Origin of the sequence: Streptomyces sp. NBC_00503, from assembly GCF_036346895.1 — a bacterium.
Taxonomy (GTDB): Bacteria; Actinomycetota; Actinomycetes; order Streptomycetales; family Streptomycetaceae; genus Streptomyces.
Window position 1 is genome coordinate 43,826 of record NZ_CP107855.1, and the last position, 15,435, is coordinate 59,260.

Sequence of the window (15,435 nt, forward strand, 5' to 3'; positions counted from 1 at the left end):
CCCACGGTGACAAGTTGCGTGTGCGATGTAACCAAGGTGCAGGATTCGACCGTTTGGAACGGGGTGCAGGTGGCTGCCCTGCTGGCGGGGAGGAGGCCGTCGATCCCCGTGCCGACTGGATCCTCGCCTACTGCATCGAACTCGGCCTTGACCCCGAGCGCGTGAACCCCCACGGGGGGCCCCATCGCCCTGGGTGAGCCCTACGGTGCGGCGAGGGCACCCGGCCAACCATCCCCGCCCTCGCCGCCCTTCGGCCACGACGACTTCCGCACCTTCTTGATCAGCGTCGTCGCCGGCGGCCAGGTCATGGCCCTACTCCTGGAACGCACCGCGTAGGCCCCGCGACAGCCCGCACCGGCAACCTGCCCCACCAGCGGAGACCCGCTCCTAGCCAAGCACAAGGCCAGAGCGCTCGCCGCCTTGGTCGCGGCCTGCTCCGGCCTCGCGTGTGCGGCGCTGCCCCCGGACAGGCTTGCCCCTCCGCATCACAACCTGACACTCAGCCATCAATGCGCCGGGCCAGACTCGTTCAGCGACCGCACCGACACACCGGGTCCACGGCCCTGCGCGGCCGACACCGGCGGGCGTGCGACCCGGCACCGATCCTGCGACACCCACTCCGCTCTGCCCGGCCGAGCAACTCGCCTATTCCAGCGTGAAGACTCACGTCCGGCGACCCGTCCCGAGGCCGGCCTCCAACGCGCCGAGAAACAATCCCTTTCCGACCCATACGGAGGTCAGATTTTCTCCGTCGCATTCATTGAAGCAGCCTCAAACCATCTTGCCCCACCGATCCTCTCAACAGTTTTGACAGAATTCACCGTGTCAAGAACTCAAGCCGTGATGAATCTACTCCCGGGGTACGGAGCAGAGTTAGGGTCAGCCATCCGAACAGGGCGCCCAACTGGCAACAGACTTCCGCGTGTTCCAGGACAGGCTCCCGTTCTCCGCCCCCACATTTCCGGATACAGGCGCGGCGCGATGGCGCCGGGTCCCCGCCTGTATCCGGGAAAGGAGCCTCATGAAGTCAATTCAACGGCTGGCCGCGTTCGGCGGCGCGGTGGTCGCGAGCGCAGTGGTCATCGGGACCGCTGTCGCCGCGCCGGCCGCCCCCTCGCCCGATCCCTCCGGACGGCCTTCGGCGTCATCGGGGATCCCCGCCGCGCAGGCGCGTACCAACGCGGCCGACGCCGCAGCGAACCTGGTGGCCACACAGAAGGCCGCGGTGCGGGCCGGCTCCGAGGACGAGTTCGCCCAGCGCCTCGTGCGGTCGGTCGGAGGCATGCAGTACGTCGTCTACGACCGCACATACAAGGGACTGCGCGTGATCGGTGGGGACTTCGTGGTCGCTACTGACGCCACCGGTACAGTCAAGGCCACCTCCGTCGCCCAGGAGCGGGCCCTCGGCCAGGTGGACGTCAAAACCACCGGGCTCACCCAGCAGCAGGCCGATGCGATCGCGCGCAAGCAGGTCGGCCAGCCGGGTGCAGCCCGTGCGGGCGGCCTCGTCGTCGTCGCGGAAGGCGCGGGCAGGCTGGCCTACGAGTCCACCGTCGACGGCGTCGACGAGCACGGCCAGCGCAGCAGCCGGTCCATCTACGTCGACGCGGTCACCGGCACCGTGCTGCGCTCGGTCGAGCACGTCGCCGCGGGCACCGGCAACGGCAACTGGAGCGGCTCGGACCTTCCGCTGAACACCACCAAATCCGGTAGCACGTACTCGTTGCGCGACCCGAACATCACCGACCTCACCTGCCGCGACTACGCGAACGACACCGTGATGAGCGGACCCGACGACACGTGGGGCAACGGCGCCGCCACCAACAAGGAGACCGGCTGCGTCGACGCGCTCTACGCCGCACAGGCCGGCGACAAGATGCTGTCGCAGTGGATCGGCCGCGACAGCTTCGACGGCCAGGGCGGCGCCTGGAAAATCAACGTCGGGCTGGACGAACAGAACGCTTACTACTACAGCTCCCGCCCGGCATACGTGTACGTCGGCCACAACCCGAGCGGCGCGTGGGCGGGCGCGCTCGACGTCATCGGACACGAGATGGGTCACGGCATCGACGACCACTCCGGCTCCGGGGGCTTCTCCGGCGGCGGCACCATGGAGTTCATAGGCGACACCTTCGGCACCGCCACCGAGTTCTTCGCCGGCAACAGCAGCGACCCCGGCGACTACGAGATAGGCGAGGAGGTCGACATCCTCGGCAACGGCCCGCTGCGCTACATGTACGACCCGTCCAAGCACAAGAACGACCCGAACTGCTACTCCAGCGGCGTCCCCGACATGGAGGTCCACACCGCGGCCGGGCCCGGAGACCACTGGTTCTACCTGCTCGCCGAGGGCAGCAAGCCGACCAACGGACAGCCGGCCAGCACCACCTGCAACAACACCACGATCACCGGCATCGGCCTCCAGAAGGCCATCAAGATCATGCACGGTGCCCTCCAGCTCAAGACGTCCACGTCGAACTACCTGAAGTACCGGACCTGGACCCTGCAGGCCGCCAAGAACCTCTTCCCCGACAGCTGCGCGGAGTTCAACACGGTCAAGGCCGCCTGGGACGCGGTGAGCGTCCCCGCCCAGACCGGCGACCCGACCTGCTCCGGCAGCACGCCGAGCCCCACCCCGACCCCGACGTCCACTTCGACACCGACTCCTACGTCGACGCCGAGCGTCTGCTCCGGTCAGAAGCTGGTCAACCCCGGCTTCGAGTCCGGGTCCTCCGGCTGGTCGGGTAACACCTCTGCCATCGGGCAGCACTCCTCGCAGGGCCAGCCCGCCCGCTCCGGAACCTGGTCCGCCTGGCTGCTCGGCTACGGCCGCTCCACCACCGAGGCCGTATCGCAGCAGGTCAAGATCCCGTCGGGCTGCCACGCGACGCTGACGTTCTGGCTGCACACCGACACCGCCGAGACCGCCAACACCGCGTACGACAAGCTCACCGTCTCGGCCGGAACGACGGCTGTCGGCAGCTACTCGAACCTGGACAAGGCCGCCGGGTACCAGCAGCGGACGATCGACCTGTCCTCGTACGCCGGGCAGACGGTGACGCTGAAGTTCTCGGGAACCGAGGACGGATCCCTGCAGACCTCCTTCGTCATCGACGACACGGCGGTGACCCTGAGCTGACCTGCGAGGAGGGGGATCAGGGGCGGGCATCCACTGCGGGTGCCCGCCCTTCCGCCTGCTTCCGGCCGGATGGTTGAGAATCCGGTCCCGGCCGCGCATGCTGTGGTCGTTCCCGACCTGGAGACCTCTGTGGACGCAGCCGCCCTGCCCGCCCAGCTCGCCGCCGCCCTGCGCGACGGCCCGTTCGACGTGGCCCTCGACCTCGCCATCCGCCGCAGCGGCCTGCCGTTGGAGGCCCTCCAGCGCCGCCTGGCCCAGCGCGGCGCAGAGGTCAGCCAGGCGACGCTGAGCTACTGGCGCCACGGCCGCCGCCGCCCCGAGGGCGACCGGTCCCTGCGTGCGGTGCAGGTGCTGGAAGGGTGCCTCGGCGTCGACCCGGATGGCCTGTCGGCGCTGATCGGCCCGGCCCGCCCAAGGGGTCGCTGGCTCAGCCATGCATCGATGGACCTGCCCACCGTCCTCGGCCTGGAGCCGGCCGTGCTGGTGCCCTGCACAGACATCGACCTCGACGGCAACAACCGCCTGAGCATCGCCTCCCTCCACGAGCGCTCCCGGATCGGCGCAGACCGGACAGAACTGTCGGTCCTCACGGAGCTGGTCGTGGTCAGCAAGACCGACGGCGTCGACCGCTGGGTCTGCTTCTTCTACCCCGCTGGCGACGGCGTGCACCACCCCTCGGTGGTCCGCACCGAGAACTGCCGCCCGGCCCGCGTCCGCACCGACCCCGACAGCCAGCTCCTGGCCGTCGAACTACGCTTCGACTACCCCCTGAGCGCGGGCCAGACCTACGTCTTCGCCTTCGAGATCGGCTACACCGGCGACCGGCCGCACACCGCGCGCCTCCAGTACGGCCTGCGCACCCCGGCACGCCAGCTCATGCTCCAGGTCTCCTTCGACGCCAGCGCCGTCCCGGTCCGCTGCTACCGCTACCTCAACGCCGACCCCGGTCAACCCCCTCGCGAGTCGGAACTACCCATCGGCCCCAGCGGAACCACCCACTTCGCCGAGCTGAACGCCCGCCCCGGCGCGCACGGCATCCGCTGGGAATGGACCTAGAGCCCGACCAGCGCGCCGACGGTCCGGCCTCCGCGACCGAGACCCAGCCCCAAGCGGTACAAGGAGCATCATCCGCGGGGTGAGGCGACAAGGCCCGCGGACAAGGTGACCCTCTACATGGACAGCCAGGAGCTCATGCTGACCACGAAGGACGGGAACGTCACCGGCATCCGCTACTACGCGGCCCAGAAGGCCACGATCGCGGCGGGCTCCGACGGCTCCCTGTCCTACCTGTTCGGCGACCACCAGGGCACGGACGAGATCGCGGTCGACGCGTTCTCGATGAACTACACGCGCAGGGCCCACGGCCCGTTCGGCACGGCGCGCGGTCCTCGGCCCGAGGCCGGCGCCTGGCCGGGAGAGAAGGGATTCGTCGGCGGCACCAACGACGCCGCCACCGGCCTGACCCACCTCGGGGCGCGGGAGTACGACGCCGACAAGGGCCGGTTCACCTCGGTCGACGGAGTCATGGACCCCACCGACCCGCAGCAGATGAACGCCTACGCCTACGCCAACAACACGCCGGTCACCGCCAGCGACCCCAGCGGCGACTTCTGGTTCAACCCGGTCGCGTTCTTCAACGTGGTCAAGGAGATGGTCAGGACCGTCACCCGGGTCATCCAGAAGGTCCGGGCGGCCCAGGCGGCCACCTCCTACTACAAGGCGAGCCGGGCCATGTGGGCGAAGGGCGAGAACGGGACCGCGTTCGGCAAGTTCAACGTCGGAAAGGGCAAGGACCGCGGAATCATCATGGCGAGGTTCTTCATCCACACGGAGAAGGCGATGAAGGTTCCGGCGCTCGGCTACCAGCTGCTCGGCGACAACCGCACCTTCTCCGATGACCCCAGCCTCGAGAGCTACCGGATGGTCCTGTTCTGGGACACCGCCACGGGCGACGTGACCTTCAAGGTCTCACCGTCCCACACCGTCCCGGGCGGAAAGCGCACCATCCCCTCCTACCTGACGGGTGGCGCTCCGATGGAGGCTGAGGTGGGGTCGATGATGAAGCCGGCCAACGACCTCACGCTGAACGACTACTCGGCCAACACGATGAGCGGGAACAACATCGTGAACTACAACTGGAATTCCGTGGGTGAGCAGCGCCACTCGACCTCGGACAAACTGGATCTGGGTGTGCACGGCGTGCAGAGCCTCTTCCCGCTCTTCGCCGTCGACGCGGACCTGACCATCGCGGCGAACGAATCGTCGGTGACCGTGAACCGGAGGGGCGACTCTTATCCGGACATGGAAGTGGTCCAGTACCGTCGTAACCAAGGGCCCTCGCTCATCGCCCAGGACTCGATGGGGAACGTGGACGGCCTGGACTCCATTCCCAAGTACCGTCCGAAGATCAACCGCCAGTGGACGAACGGAGCGGGAATGTGCCTGCCCAACTGAGGAGACGAGCATGAGGAAGGGCTTCCCCCTCTGCGTGGTCGGATACCTGCTGGTCTTCGTGGCCGGATGGTCGGTCGCCACCGCGTTGATCCCGCCGGAGGCGGGGCAGTCGTTCTGGGAGGCGTACAGCGACAACTGGGGCTTCATCTCCTTGGTGCTGCCGCTGGTGGGCGGAGTGTCGCTCTTCCTGCTCCTCCTGCTGTACATCTGCGGGCGCTCCTTGAGCCCGGGCGGGTTCAAGGCGTGGGCAGTGGGGCTTCTGCTGCTGCCGCCGGCGCCGTTCGTGCTCACGGCGGCCGGCGGATGGGCGCTCTTGGCCTTGATGGCCACCCAGGTGCTGTTCGCGCTGGCGGTCATGCCGGTGGAGGACGACACGCACCGCTGATCTCGACGCGGTGAGGCGCGGGTCAGGCCGGGCCAGGACATTCAGTCCTGGCCCGGCCGGCCTCATTTCATTTCCGATACGAGAAGAAGAAATCAGCGCCGGCCAAGATGAATGAGAGGGACTCCGGACCCGGTCCCGAAGTCCCGATCCGGACAGGCCGCAATACCCGAACGGTTCCATTTCCACAAGAATCCGCCACACCCCGGACTGTCGCACAACTGACGCTTATCCATAAGTTATTGTCTGCAAAGCACATGCAATTCCTAGGTATTGATGGGGTGGACCGGTGAAGGATCCTCTTGCGGCGGTACGGAGAGGGCGGCGCCGACGCCGCCTTCCGGCGTTGGTGACGGCGGCCGCACTCGGCGCCGGAGCACTCAGCCCGCTGGCGCTCGCACCGCCCGCACAGGCCGCCAAGGCCGCCGGCAGCGCCCACGGCGGGGACGAGGCGGCGCGGGAGGCCGCCGAGGCGGCCGCAGCGGGCCGGACACCCGGACAGGCCCCCGACCAGCCCCCCGGCGCGGCCGCCACCCCGGCGCCCGGCGAGGCCGGCGGCACCCAAACCCCCGCCTCCGAGGCCGAGTCGGCCGCTTCCCGGAAGGCCAAGGACACGGGGAAGCCCGTCGAGGTCGCGGACAAGCGGGACGAGTTCACCCAGGTGCTCGCCAACCCCGACGGCTCCTACACCTGGCGCCAGTACGTCCGCCCCGCCTTCGCCAAGGCCGAAGGCGCCTGGCGGACCGCCGACGCCACCCTCAAGTCCCGTTCCGACGGGCGGATATCACCGGCCGCCCCCACCTTCGGCCTCTCCTTCTCCGGCGGCGGCACCCCCGCCGAGGGCGGCCCGCTCGCCACCATGGAGAAGGACGGCAAATCGCTCTCCCTGAGCTGGCCCGACCCGCTGCCCGCGCCCCGGCTGACCGGCTCCACCGCCCTCTACCCCGAGGTGCTCCCCGGAGTCGACCTGAAGATCGCCGCCGAGGTGGACGGCTTCGCCCAGCACCTCGTGGTCAAGACCCGCGAAGCCGCCGCCCACCCGCGCCTGGCCTCCCTCGCCTTCGGCCTCGACGGCAAGGGCCTGGACCTCAAGGCCGACGCGCAGGGCCGCCTGGGCGCCGAACCTGCATCAGACCCAACTACACAACCCGAGGTCAGATCCTTGACGGCTGCTCAGTTTCACTGACCAACGACAGTTGTCGCGAATCAGTCAGGCCGGCCTCGACCGCCGTCCAGGTCTCGCGCCCTGTCGCCCGGCTGTTGCGGCACGGCTCCGTACAGCCTCGGACGGACCCGGAGCTCCGCCTGGAAGCGTTCACGGTGCCGCCCGAAAGCGGACCCGCCGCCTCCCCGCTCACCCCGTGCGACCTGGTAAAAGGGCTCGGCACATCACCATTGACGCTTGTCACCACCCTGGCTAGCCTCACGGCAATTGAGTTCGATGACGTTTGTTCTGTGTGCTGTTGATCGCGTAGCCACGGGGGCTCTCATGGTGCTGCAACCACTCCTCACGGCTCCTTCCTGGTGTCCGGATTTCGGCCCTCCGGAAAGGATCGCCTTCACCACACGCGGCAACTGACCGCATCGACGGCGGGCCGGCCCGGTCGGCGCGTCCAGGGCAAGTCGAGCATCGCGAAGGAGGTGATCACATGAAGCGGACAGAAATGCAGGATGCCGCACCGGTGCAGGCCGCGAACCTCATCATCATTCGTACCCGGCTGGCGAAGGCGGCTGCCGAGCCCGATGCGGACGGTGATGTCAAGGCCGTTACCGCCACCGAGTAGCGGCGCGAGGCGATCTGAAAGCCGGTTTCCGGCACGGTGTCCGGCCGGGCGATCATGAACCCGGTCGGACACTTACCACTCCGGGGAGAGGGTGACGCACGATGCGGGTCCTGCTCGTCAACATGCCGTGGGCGGCGCTGGACCATCCTTCGCTCGCGCTGGGGGTCCTCAAGCAGACGAGCGACCGCTGGCGGTTCGGCCATGACGTGGACGTCTTGTGCGCGAACATGCTGTGGGCCGAGTACTGCATGGAGCGCGACCCGAAACTGACTCCGAGCTCGTACACCGAGGTGGGTGACGAGGGCTTCATGGTCGGCCTGGGGGAATGGGTGTTCGCCGAGGCGCTCTACGGGACGGTCCGACCCGACGGCGGACGTGCGTACCTGGACAGGGCCGCCGAGCTCGGAGCGGACGTCGCCATCGCGGCCGCGTACGCCGAACACGCGGACGGCTTCATCGACATGCTCGCGGCCCAGATCACCGAGACCGGCTACGACCTCGTCGGATTCACCTCTACCTTTGCCCAGAACGTGGCGAGCTTGGCCCTGGCCAAACGACTCAAAGGCCTCGCCCCCCGGATCCTGACCGTGATGGGCGGCGCGAACTGTGACGACGTCCAGGGCGCCGCGATCTTCCGCAACCACCCCTTCCTCGACTTCGTCGTCCGGGGCGAGGGCGAGGACGCATTCGGCGCCCTGCTGGACGGGATCGAGGCGCCCGGTTCCCAGGCCCTGGACCTCGTCCCGGGGTTGTGCCGGCGTACTCCCGAAGGCCCGCGCATCACCGCGATGCGCAGAAGTCTGACTCCCGTCTCGAAGGTCCCCGAGCCCGACTTCGACCACTACTTCGACTTCCTGGCCACCTCGCCGCTCGCGGCCTTCATCGAGCCGAAGCTCGTCCTGGAGTCCTCTCGCGGATGCTGGTGGGGCGAGAAGCACCACTGCACGTTCTGCGGACTGAACGGCTCGGGCATGGCCTTCCGCTCCAAGGACGCGGACCGGATGGCCGAGACGGTGCGCCGCATGGTCGAGCGCCACCAGGTGCTCGACATCGTGATGGCGGACAACATCATCGACATGGGGTACTTCACCAGCTTCCTTCCGCGGTTGGCGGACACCGGCTGGGACCTGCGGATCCACTACGAGATCAAGTCGAACCTGCGGGTGGAACACCTCGACGCGCTCGCTGCGGCCCGGGTCAACCACGTCCAGCCGGGCATCGAGAGCCTCAGCTCCCGGGTTCTGAACCTCATGGACAAAGGCGTGAGCGGCGCCCAGAACATACGGCTCCTACGCGAGGGCGAGGAACGCAACCTGACCATGTCCTGGAACTACCTCTACGGGTTCCCCGGTGAGCGGGACGCCGACTACCAGGCGATGATCGACCAGTTCCCGGCCCTCGTCCACCTCCAGCCGCCGGGCGGCGGGTCCCGCCTCGCCCTCGAACGGTTCAGCCCCAACTTCGACCGCCCCGAGATCGGCTTCTCCAACCGCCGTCCGGCCTGGTACTACCACCACATCTACGAGCTGCCGGATGCCGAACTCCGCGATCTGGTCTACATGTACGACAGCGACCCGGAGGGGATCGGATCGGCGCTCGAGAGATCCCTCCATGAAGCTTTGGAGATCTGGCGCAGTGCCTACGCCTCCAGCAGCCTGACCTGGCGTCGAACGGCGGACGGGGTGAACATCGAAGACCGCCGGTCCGGCTGGCCGCCGCGGACGATCCCGATGGGGAACCCCGAGGCCGAGGCGTTCACAGAGCTTCTCCGCCCTCGCAGACTCACCGCGCTGTCTCCGTCGGCTCTTTCCTTCCTGTCCTCCTGGCGCTCCCAGGGCCTGGTCTTCGAGGACGACGGCTGGCTCGTCGCCCTGCCGACGCGGGCGGAGCGCGTGCCGTGGAAGATCGGCGGCAGCCTGACCCCCACGACGACGAACGGGGCCCCCGCGTGAACCACGGCACCGGCACGGCCGGGGACGCCGACGTCACCGTCCGGCTCACCGCCCTCCCCCCGCTCACCGAACTGCACCGGCTCCGGGACGACCTCGGCGTCACCCGCATCCGTGTGCCCGCCCCGGTCCGCCTCGCCCCCGATGCCGGAGTCGTGTTCTGCGAGTTCGTGGACTTCCTCCGCCGGGCAGCCAGCGCACTGATCGCGGTCGACTGGGGCGGGGTCGTGGACCTCCCACCGGCGGTCGCCGCTGCCTGCGCCCATCTGTCGCCACCGATGACCGCGGACTCCGAGGCGGCCAGAACCTGGCAGGCCCTCCACCCCGGCTCCTACCTGCACCTGCGAGAAGGACCGGGATTCCGCCTGGTCAAGGACACCCGCCAGGGCCGGCCCCCGTCCCGGACCGTCCTCGACGAAGCACCCGAACTCGCCCTCGTCGTCCTGCTGTCCTCCCCGCGAACGGTCGAGGAGATCACCGACGAAGGCCTGGCGGATCAGCTGGCGTCCTTCCTGGAACACGACTTCGCCGCGGTGTGCGACGGCTCCGCCGTGCTCCTCACCACCCGGCTACGGCGGTGGCCGATCCCCTACTCCGCTCTCTGACCGGGGTGTTGGACGGTGCGATGCCGGATCAGGATCCGCACGCCCTTGTGCAGGGCTGGGCCTGGGACTGGGCCTGAACCTGCCCCGGCGCCTCTGGGGTTCCCGACAGCAGCGCTGTCGTTCACCTGCTGCGGGCCTCGTTCCGTTACGCGGCCCGGCAGGACTGGGACAAGATTTCGAAGGCCCTCAGAGGTCGTTTCATCTGGCGAGTCTGCGGTAGCAGATGAGCGTGCAGACGGCGATGTTGGTCGCACCCGCTCAGCTGGCCGAAGCGTTCTGTGTCGCCTCGCGTGCCTCAGTGAGCGCTCGCTGCCTGAGGTTGCCGCCGAACAACTGGATCGTGGTGGCGGCCAGGATGTCATCCCTGCCGATGGTCCGTCCGTCCCCCCTGCGGGCGGGTTGGACCCGGAGGGAATCCTTGAGGAACGAGGGTGGGACCGGTTCGCTCGACATCACTAGGGTGACCGTACCGAAGCGTTGGATCCCGCCCTCGCGGACGACCATGGCCGCGTCCCGGGCGAGGTCCGTCAGGAACACGCTCGCGATTCCGTCCAGGTCGCGGACCAACGCCGGGACGGCCGCCGTTCCCTGGCTCCGCAGCAGCTTCCTGACTCCTGCCTCGAACCTGTGGGCGCCGACCACAGCACTCGGTTTGCGCGACCTGCTGCGCTTGGGAGAAGGCACGATGACGCCTTCGGCGTCGTACACGACGCCGGTCAGGCCATGAAACGTCGGGCTGTGGTGGTACCACGCGTCTGCGACCTCTAGCTCGACGTTCCGGCTGATCGCCGCGATCAGGTCCCCGGGAATCAGCTTCTTCCGGGCTTCCTCCGCCGCCGCTCTCCGCGCGCCGTTGATTATCTCCGTCAGCACTGTCCGCGTCACCGACGCGGCGGCCCACGCGGCCGACCGAGAGACGTGCATCGGGGTCTCGTCCCTGAAGACCGCTTTGACGAGAGAAGGCTTGAACGGCGAGACATCCATGACCGAGGTGGTCTTGGGACCGCTGCGCTCAGGGCGTGCGGGCTGTGCGGTCATCGGAAGAAACGCTCCCTGCTGTCGGAGTTGTCAGTGGCCCACACTTCACCACGCAGACCCGCTACCTTCCCCCCATCCTCCTTCGAAGCGGCACCTGGTCAAGGGCCTGACAGCCGCCTCCCGCACGCCCTCGCACCGTGGCACCTACGTCCCCCGTCCGGCTGTACCCCGTGGGGGGCACTTGAACGTGCCCCGCAGAGCCTGCGGCAGCAGACGAGTGTGCAGGCGATGCTGGTGAAGGCGAGGAAGTGGTCGGCTTCGCGTTCGTAGCGTCGGTGGAGGCGGCGGCAGCCGGCGAGCCAGGCCATGGTGCGCTCTACGGTCCAGCGGTGGCGGCCCGGTCGTTGCGAGGACTCCACTCCCTTGCGGGCGATCCGGTGCGTGATGCCCCGCTGTGCCCCCTGCGCGGGCGCCCACCGGACGCAACTCCTCCCAAGGCCAAGGAGCTACTTCGAACCGCCGGCCGCCGTGCGGTGAAGGACGTGCTTGTCGAGGACGATGGTGTTGCTGCTCCGAGCGGCGCCATGGAGGTCCGAGAGGTTCCCGTCGAGGTGGATGGCCCTTCCCTCCGTGCGGTAAGTGCCCGTGTTTAAGCCGATCTTGAACATGGGGCAGTTGTCCAGGTTGCAGATCACGTTGTTGATCTGCTCGAAGCGGCCGTCCGCGGTGAAGGTCAGCTTCTCGATGTAGTGGGTGATTCCCGGGCGGTTCGCGTCGACGGACTCGGTCCAGTGACCTGTCAGCCGGACCGTGTGTCCGGTCGGGGCAACCGCCCCCGCCGCCTGGGCAGCGGCAGAGCCGCTGGTGGCCGTCATGGCGGCCAGGAGCAGTAGTGCGGTGCCCAGTACCAACTGGGTTTTCGTCTTCATCTTCGGGATCGCTCCTTGTCCCTCGTTCTGTCGTCCGCAAAGGGCCGGGGACGGCCTGCGCGATCGGGGTGCGTGGCAACACCCTTGCCTCGACGCATGCCGCTCGACAGCTTCCACGGTGAGTGCTGCCGGCGGTTGCCGGAGGGCCCGACTGTAGCCGCGCACAGGTCGGCGCCGTTCCACCCCGGCGGCGACCTCGGCTCGTTTCGGTTGCTCCGCAGATGCGGTGAACATGGCTCGTCAACCGCAGGGGACAGCGGGACCGGCCCCGTTCCGCTCTCAGGCGTGGAGCACATCGGCGGACGCCAATTGGCCGGAGGCCGCTACCCCTGGTTCAGACCGACACCGATAGGCCCGCAAGACAACGAGTCGACACCAACCGCGCCTGAGCCGGTCCGGTCGTACGACTGGTGCGCCGCAGCCGGCCCGCTGGAACGCCGGCTCCGATGCGGCGCCGGCGGGCGTCACACAGTCAAGATCCGACGGCGTTCATCAGGATGATGGCCGCGAGGTCCAAGACAATGACGGCGACGACAACGCTGACCATGAACCAGGCCCTGCGTGATGCGTCCATATGCACCGGTCACCTCCCGGGGCGGACCTGCCGCGACACGGAGGCCCGGTGGCCGGACGGCCACCCGACTTCAGCCGCGGTGACTGCCGGAGGCGAGCGTGGCGGCGACCGCGAAGAGGCGGGAGCAGCGCTGCGTCATGGCCTCCGGGGTCTGCTCCGGGTGCTTGACCCACCAGCGGACGAGGGTGGCGACCAGGTCCCGCCAGACGTACTTGAGCGCGTCGGCGTCCAGCGGGTCGGTGGATCCGGCCATGTGCAGCAGTTCGGCGGTGCCGTCGGCGGCGAGCCGGTCGATGGCCGACCAGTACTCCGATGCCCGGTGCGCGGCCTGGCCGCCGGGCGGCAGGGTGGTGTCGTACAGCACGAACCACGCCTCTCGTCGCCCCTCAAGTGCGCTGAAGATGCTGTGGAGTACGCGCAGTGGCGTGTGCGGCGCGGTCCCGTCGGCGCCCGTCGCCGTCCGGATGGCTTCCAGGAGCCGGTCCCCGATGGGCTCCAGGCAGGCGATGTACAGATCCTCCTTGGTGCCGAGGTATTGGTGCAGCAGCGTCTTGGTGACGCCCACGCGGGCGGCGATCGCGGGGAGTGACGCAGCCGCGTAGCCGCGGGTGCCGAACTCCTCCGTGGCGGCCTCCAGCATCTGCCGGCGACGGTTCTCCCGCGGGACTCCTTTGGTGCCGGCTTTCGACGGTGGGGTTGTCATCGGGGTTGCCATCGGGGTTGCCATGCGCCGATATTATCAGTAGGTAATTTACCTCTAGGTAAATTCCTGCGACCTCTGGAGAGCATCCATGGCCGGCAGCACCACGCAGTCGACGTCCCGTACCCGCTCCTGGTGGGGCTGGGGCTGGGAGGACGCTCATCCCGACGACGCGGAATGCACCGCGATGGGCGCCCTGCTCCCCGGCACCCTCGCTCGCCCGATCCCCGTGCCCCGCGTCCGCGACCTGGACATGGCAGATCCCGCCGTGGAACCTCCGCGAAGCCTTGCCCACCTGGTAACCGCCGACCCCGGGGACCGTGCCGCCCACGCCATGGGAAAGGCGTACCGCGACGTGGTGCGGGCTTTGCGGGGGCGGCCCGGCCGCATCCCCGATCTCGTAGCCCGCCCGACGGACGACCGGGGCGTGGCCGACCTGCTGGAGTGGGCCAGCGACCGGCAAGTCGCTGTCGTCCCGTACGGCGGGGGTTCTTCGGTCACCGGGGGCGTGGAGTACAGGGGGGACGCCCACCGGGCAGTGCTGTCCCTCGACCTGACCTCCATGAGAAGAGTCCTGGAAGTCGACACCGAGGGCCGGGCCGCCCGAATCCAGGCCGGCACGCTCGGGCCGATCCTGGAGAACCAACTGCGGCCCCACGGCCTCACCCTGCGGCACTTCCCGCAGAGCTTCGAGTTCTCCACCCTGGGGGGCTGGCTCGCCACCCGGGCCGGCGGTCACTACGCCACCGGCCGCACGCACATCGACGACTTCGTGCAGGCGCTGCACGTGGTCACCCCGGCCGGCACGAGCAGCTCCTGGCGGCTGCCCGCCTCCGGGGCGGGCCCCTCCCACGACCGGCTGTTCTTGGGCTCTGAAGGGGCTCTCGGCGTCATCACCGAGGCGTGGGTCCGACTCCAGGAACGCCCCCGGCACAAGGCTTCCGCCGCGGTCTTCTTCGCCGGCTTCCCCGACGCGCTCCGGGCGGTGCGCACCATCGCCCAGTCCGACCTCTCCCCCGCCAACTGCCGTCTGCTGGACGCCGGCGAGGCCGCGCTGTCGGGCGCCGCCCAGGACCGCTCCGCCGTGCTGGTCCTGGGGTTCGAGTCGGCCGACGAACCGGTGACCGCCCGGCTCGAACGGGCCCTCGCCCTGACCCGCTCACACGGAGGCCGTCACGACAGCGCGGCCGGCGCGAACGGGGGCCCCGGTGGCGACGCGGCCGTAAGCGCCTGGCGTTCCGCCTTCCTGCGGATGCCCTACCTCCGCGATGGTCTCGCCAGGATGGGCGCAGTCGCGGAGACCTTCGAGACGGCAGCTACCTGGGACCGGATCCCTGGATTGATCGACGCCGTACGTACCGAGGTCGCCGCCGCGGCAGTCAAGGCCACCGGACATCCCGCTACCGTCAACTGCCGCCTCACGCATGTCTATCCGGACGGCGCGGCACCCTACTTCACCGTCCTCGCAGCCGGCCGGCCCGGTGGGGAGGACTCCGTCTGGGACGACCTCAAGGCCGTCGCGGCCGAGGTCCTGCACCGCCACCGGGCCACGATCACCCACCACCACGCCGTCGGCCGGGACCACCGACCCGGCTACGACCGCCAGCGCCCCGAGCCCTTCGCCCTCGCGCTGCGGGCCGCGAAGGGCGCACTCGATCCGCGAGGCATCCTCAACCCCGGCGTACTCGTGGACTGAACGGCGTCGTCGGCGCGGACACCGGAGGGGCCGCCGAGCGCACCGCTCGCTTCGCTGTCGGTCACCGCGGGTGCGGGGTGCCGGCCCCAGCGGATACTGGGCGGCGGGGGGCCGGTCACCACAACGCTCCGCTCACCCCTATGAGTTGAGCGGTGGTGGCTGACGGTCGGCTGAGCCGTACGCCCGTGTGAAGAAGGTCTGGCAATCCCTGTGGCAGAGAATGCCCGGCGTGGCTGCGGAGACCG

12 protein-coding genes and 1 pseudogene are annotated in these 15,435 nt (G+C 69.1%); 9 read left to right on the plus strand and 4 right to left on the minus strand.

Going from position 1 to position 15,435, the window contains the following annotated elements:
• Positions 1 to 1,021 precede the first annotated feature (1,021 nt).
• The 8 genes from OG490_RS00225 (at position 1,022) to OG490_RS00260 (ending at position 10,313) form a co-directional block, all read left to right on the plus strand.
• Positions 1,022 to 3,139 (plus strand): M4 family metallopeptidase, encoded by a 2,118-nt coding sequence (locus OG490_RS00225; RefSeq protein ID WP_330294226.1) that lies wholly within the window; start codon positions 1,022 to 1,024, stop codon positions 3,137 to 3,139.
• 129 nt (positions 3,140 to 3,268) lie between these two features.
• On the plus strand, positions 3,269 to 4,195 hold the full coding sequence (locus OG490_RS00230; RefSeq protein ID WP_330294227.1) for a helix-turn-helix domain-containing protein: 927 nt from the start codon (positions 3,269 to 3,271) through the stop codon (positions 4,193 to 4,195).
• Between the two features lie 117 nt (positions 4,196 to 4,312).
• Entirely contained in the window at positions 4,313 to 5,593 is a 1,281-nt protein-coding gene (locus OG490_RS00235) for an RHS repeat-associated core domain-containing protein (RefSeq protein ID WP_330294228.1), read from the plus strand.
• Between the two features lie 10 nt (positions 5,594 to 5,603).
• Complete coding sequence (locus OG490_RS00240; protein ID WP_330294229.1) at positions 5,604 to 5,978, plus strand: hypothetical protein; 375 nt, start codon at positions 5,604 to 5,606, stop codon at positions 5,976 to 5,978.
• Positions 5,979 to 6,264: 286 nt separating this feature from the next.
• The gene (locus OG490_RS00245; RefSeq protein WP_330294230.1) at positions 6,265 to 7,161 is read left to right on the plus strand and encodes a hypothetical protein; all 897 of its coding nucleotides are present in this window, start codon (positions 6,265 to 6,267) and stop codon (positions 7,159 to 7,161) included.
• A gap of 463 nt (positions 7,162 to 7,624) precedes the next feature.
• Complete coding sequence (locus OG490_RS00250) at positions 7,625 to 7,759, plus strand: hypothetical protein (protein ID WP_330294231.1); 135 nt, start codon at positions 7,625 to 7,627, stop codon at positions 7,757 to 7,759.
• A 101-nt stretch (positions 7,760 to 7,860) separates the two neighbouring features.
• On the plus strand, positions 7,861 to 9,711 hold the full coding sequence (locus OG490_RS00255) for a RiPP maturation radical SAM C-methyltransferase (RefSeq protein ID WP_330294232.1): 1,851 nt from the start codon (positions 7,861 to 7,863) through the stop codon (positions 9,709 to 9,711).
• Entirely contained in the window at positions 9,708 to 10,313 is a 606-nt protein-coding gene (locus tag OG490_RS00260; protein WP_330294233.1) for a DUF5825 family protein, read from the plus strand. The genes OG490_RS00255 and OG490_RS00260 overlap by 4 nt, the downstream gene beginning before the upstream one ends.
• A gap of 258 nt (positions 10,314 to 10,571) precedes the next feature.
• Here OG490_RS00260 and OG490_RS00265 read toward each other — a convergent pair whose 3' ends face one another.
• The 4 genes and pseudogenes from OG490_RS00265 to OG490_RS00280 all read right to left on the minus strand — a co-directional run bounded on the left by OG490_RS00265 (position 10,572) and on the right by OG490_RS00280 (position 13,497).
• The gene (locus tag OG490_RS00265) at positions 10,572 to 11,351 is read right to left on the minus strand and encodes a hypothetical protein (protein ID WP_330294234.1); all 780 of its coding nucleotides are present in this window, start codon (positions 11,349 to 11,351) and stop codon (positions 10,572 to 10,574) included.
• Positions 11,352 to 11,545: 194 nt separating this feature from the next.
• Positions 11,546 to 11,743 (minus strand): annotated as a pseudogene (locus tag OG490_RS00270) (transposase); the annotation flags it as partial.
• Positions 11,744 to 11,797: 54 nt separating this feature from the next.
• Positions 11,798 to 12,220 carry a hypothetical protein gene (locus OG490_RS00275; protein ID WP_330294235.1) on the minus strand — a complete coding sequence of 141 codons (423 nt, stop codon included), beginning with the start codon at positions 12,218 to 12,220 and terminating at the stop codon, positions 11,798 to 11,800.
• Between the two features lie 644 nt (positions 12,221 to 12,864).
• Positions 12,865 to 13,497: a TetR/AcrR family transcriptional regulator gene (locus OG490_RS00280; protein WP_330300722.1), complete on the minus strand. Its 633-nt coding sequence runs from the start codon at positions 13,495 to 13,497 to the stop codon at positions 12,865 to 12,867.
• An 88-nt stretch (positions 13,498 to 13,585) separates the two neighbouring features.
• Between OG490_RS00280 and OG490_RS00285 the strand changes: the two genes are divergently transcribed.
• On the plus strand, positions 13,586 to 15,190 hold the full coding sequence (locus OG490_RS00285; protein WP_330294236.1) for an FAD-binding oxidoreductase: 1,605 nt from the start codon (positions 13,586 to 13,588) through the stop codon (positions 15,188 to 15,190).
• Positions 15,191 to 15,435: the final 245 nt, after the last annotated feature.

Bases quoted from the DNA above. Each gene is read 5' to 3' on its own strand.
- OG490_RS00225 (WP_330294226.1), top strand. From the start codon at position 1,022: ATGAAGTCAATTCAACGGCTGGCCGCGTTCGGCGGCGCGGTGGTCGCG.
- OG490_RS00235 (WP_330294228.1), top strand. From the start codon at position 4,313: ATGGACAGCCAGGAGCTCATGCTGACCACGAAGGACGGGAACGTCACC.
- OG490_RS00240 (WP_330294229.1), top strand. From the start codon at position 5,604: ATGAGGAAGGGCTTCCCCCTCTGCGTGGTCGGATACCTGCTGGTCTTC.
- OG490_RS00250 (WP_330294231.1), top strand. From the start codon at position 7,625: ATGAAGCGGACAGAAATGCAGGATGCCGCACCGGTGCAGGCCGCGAAC.
- OG490_RS00255 (WP_330294232.1), top strand. From the start codon at position 7,861: ATGCGGGTCCTGCTCGTCAACATGCCGTGGGCGGCGCTGGACCATCCT.
- OG490_RS00265 (WP_330294234.1), bottom strand. From the start codon at position 11,351: ATGACCGCACAGCCCGCACGCCCTGAGCGCAGCGGTCCCAAGACCACC.
- OG490_RS00275 (WP_330294235.1), bottom strand. From the start codon at position 12,220: ATGAAGACGAAAACCCAGTTGGTACTGGGCACCGCACTACTGCTCCTG.
- OG490_RS00280 (WP_330300722.1), bottom strand. From the start codon at position 13,497: ATGACAACCCCACCGTCGAAAGCCGGCACCAAAGGAGTCCCGCGGGAG.
- OG490_RS00285 (WP_330294236.1), top strand. From the start codon at position 13,586: ATGGCCGGCAGCACCACGCAGTCGACGTCCCGTACCCGCTCCTGGTGG.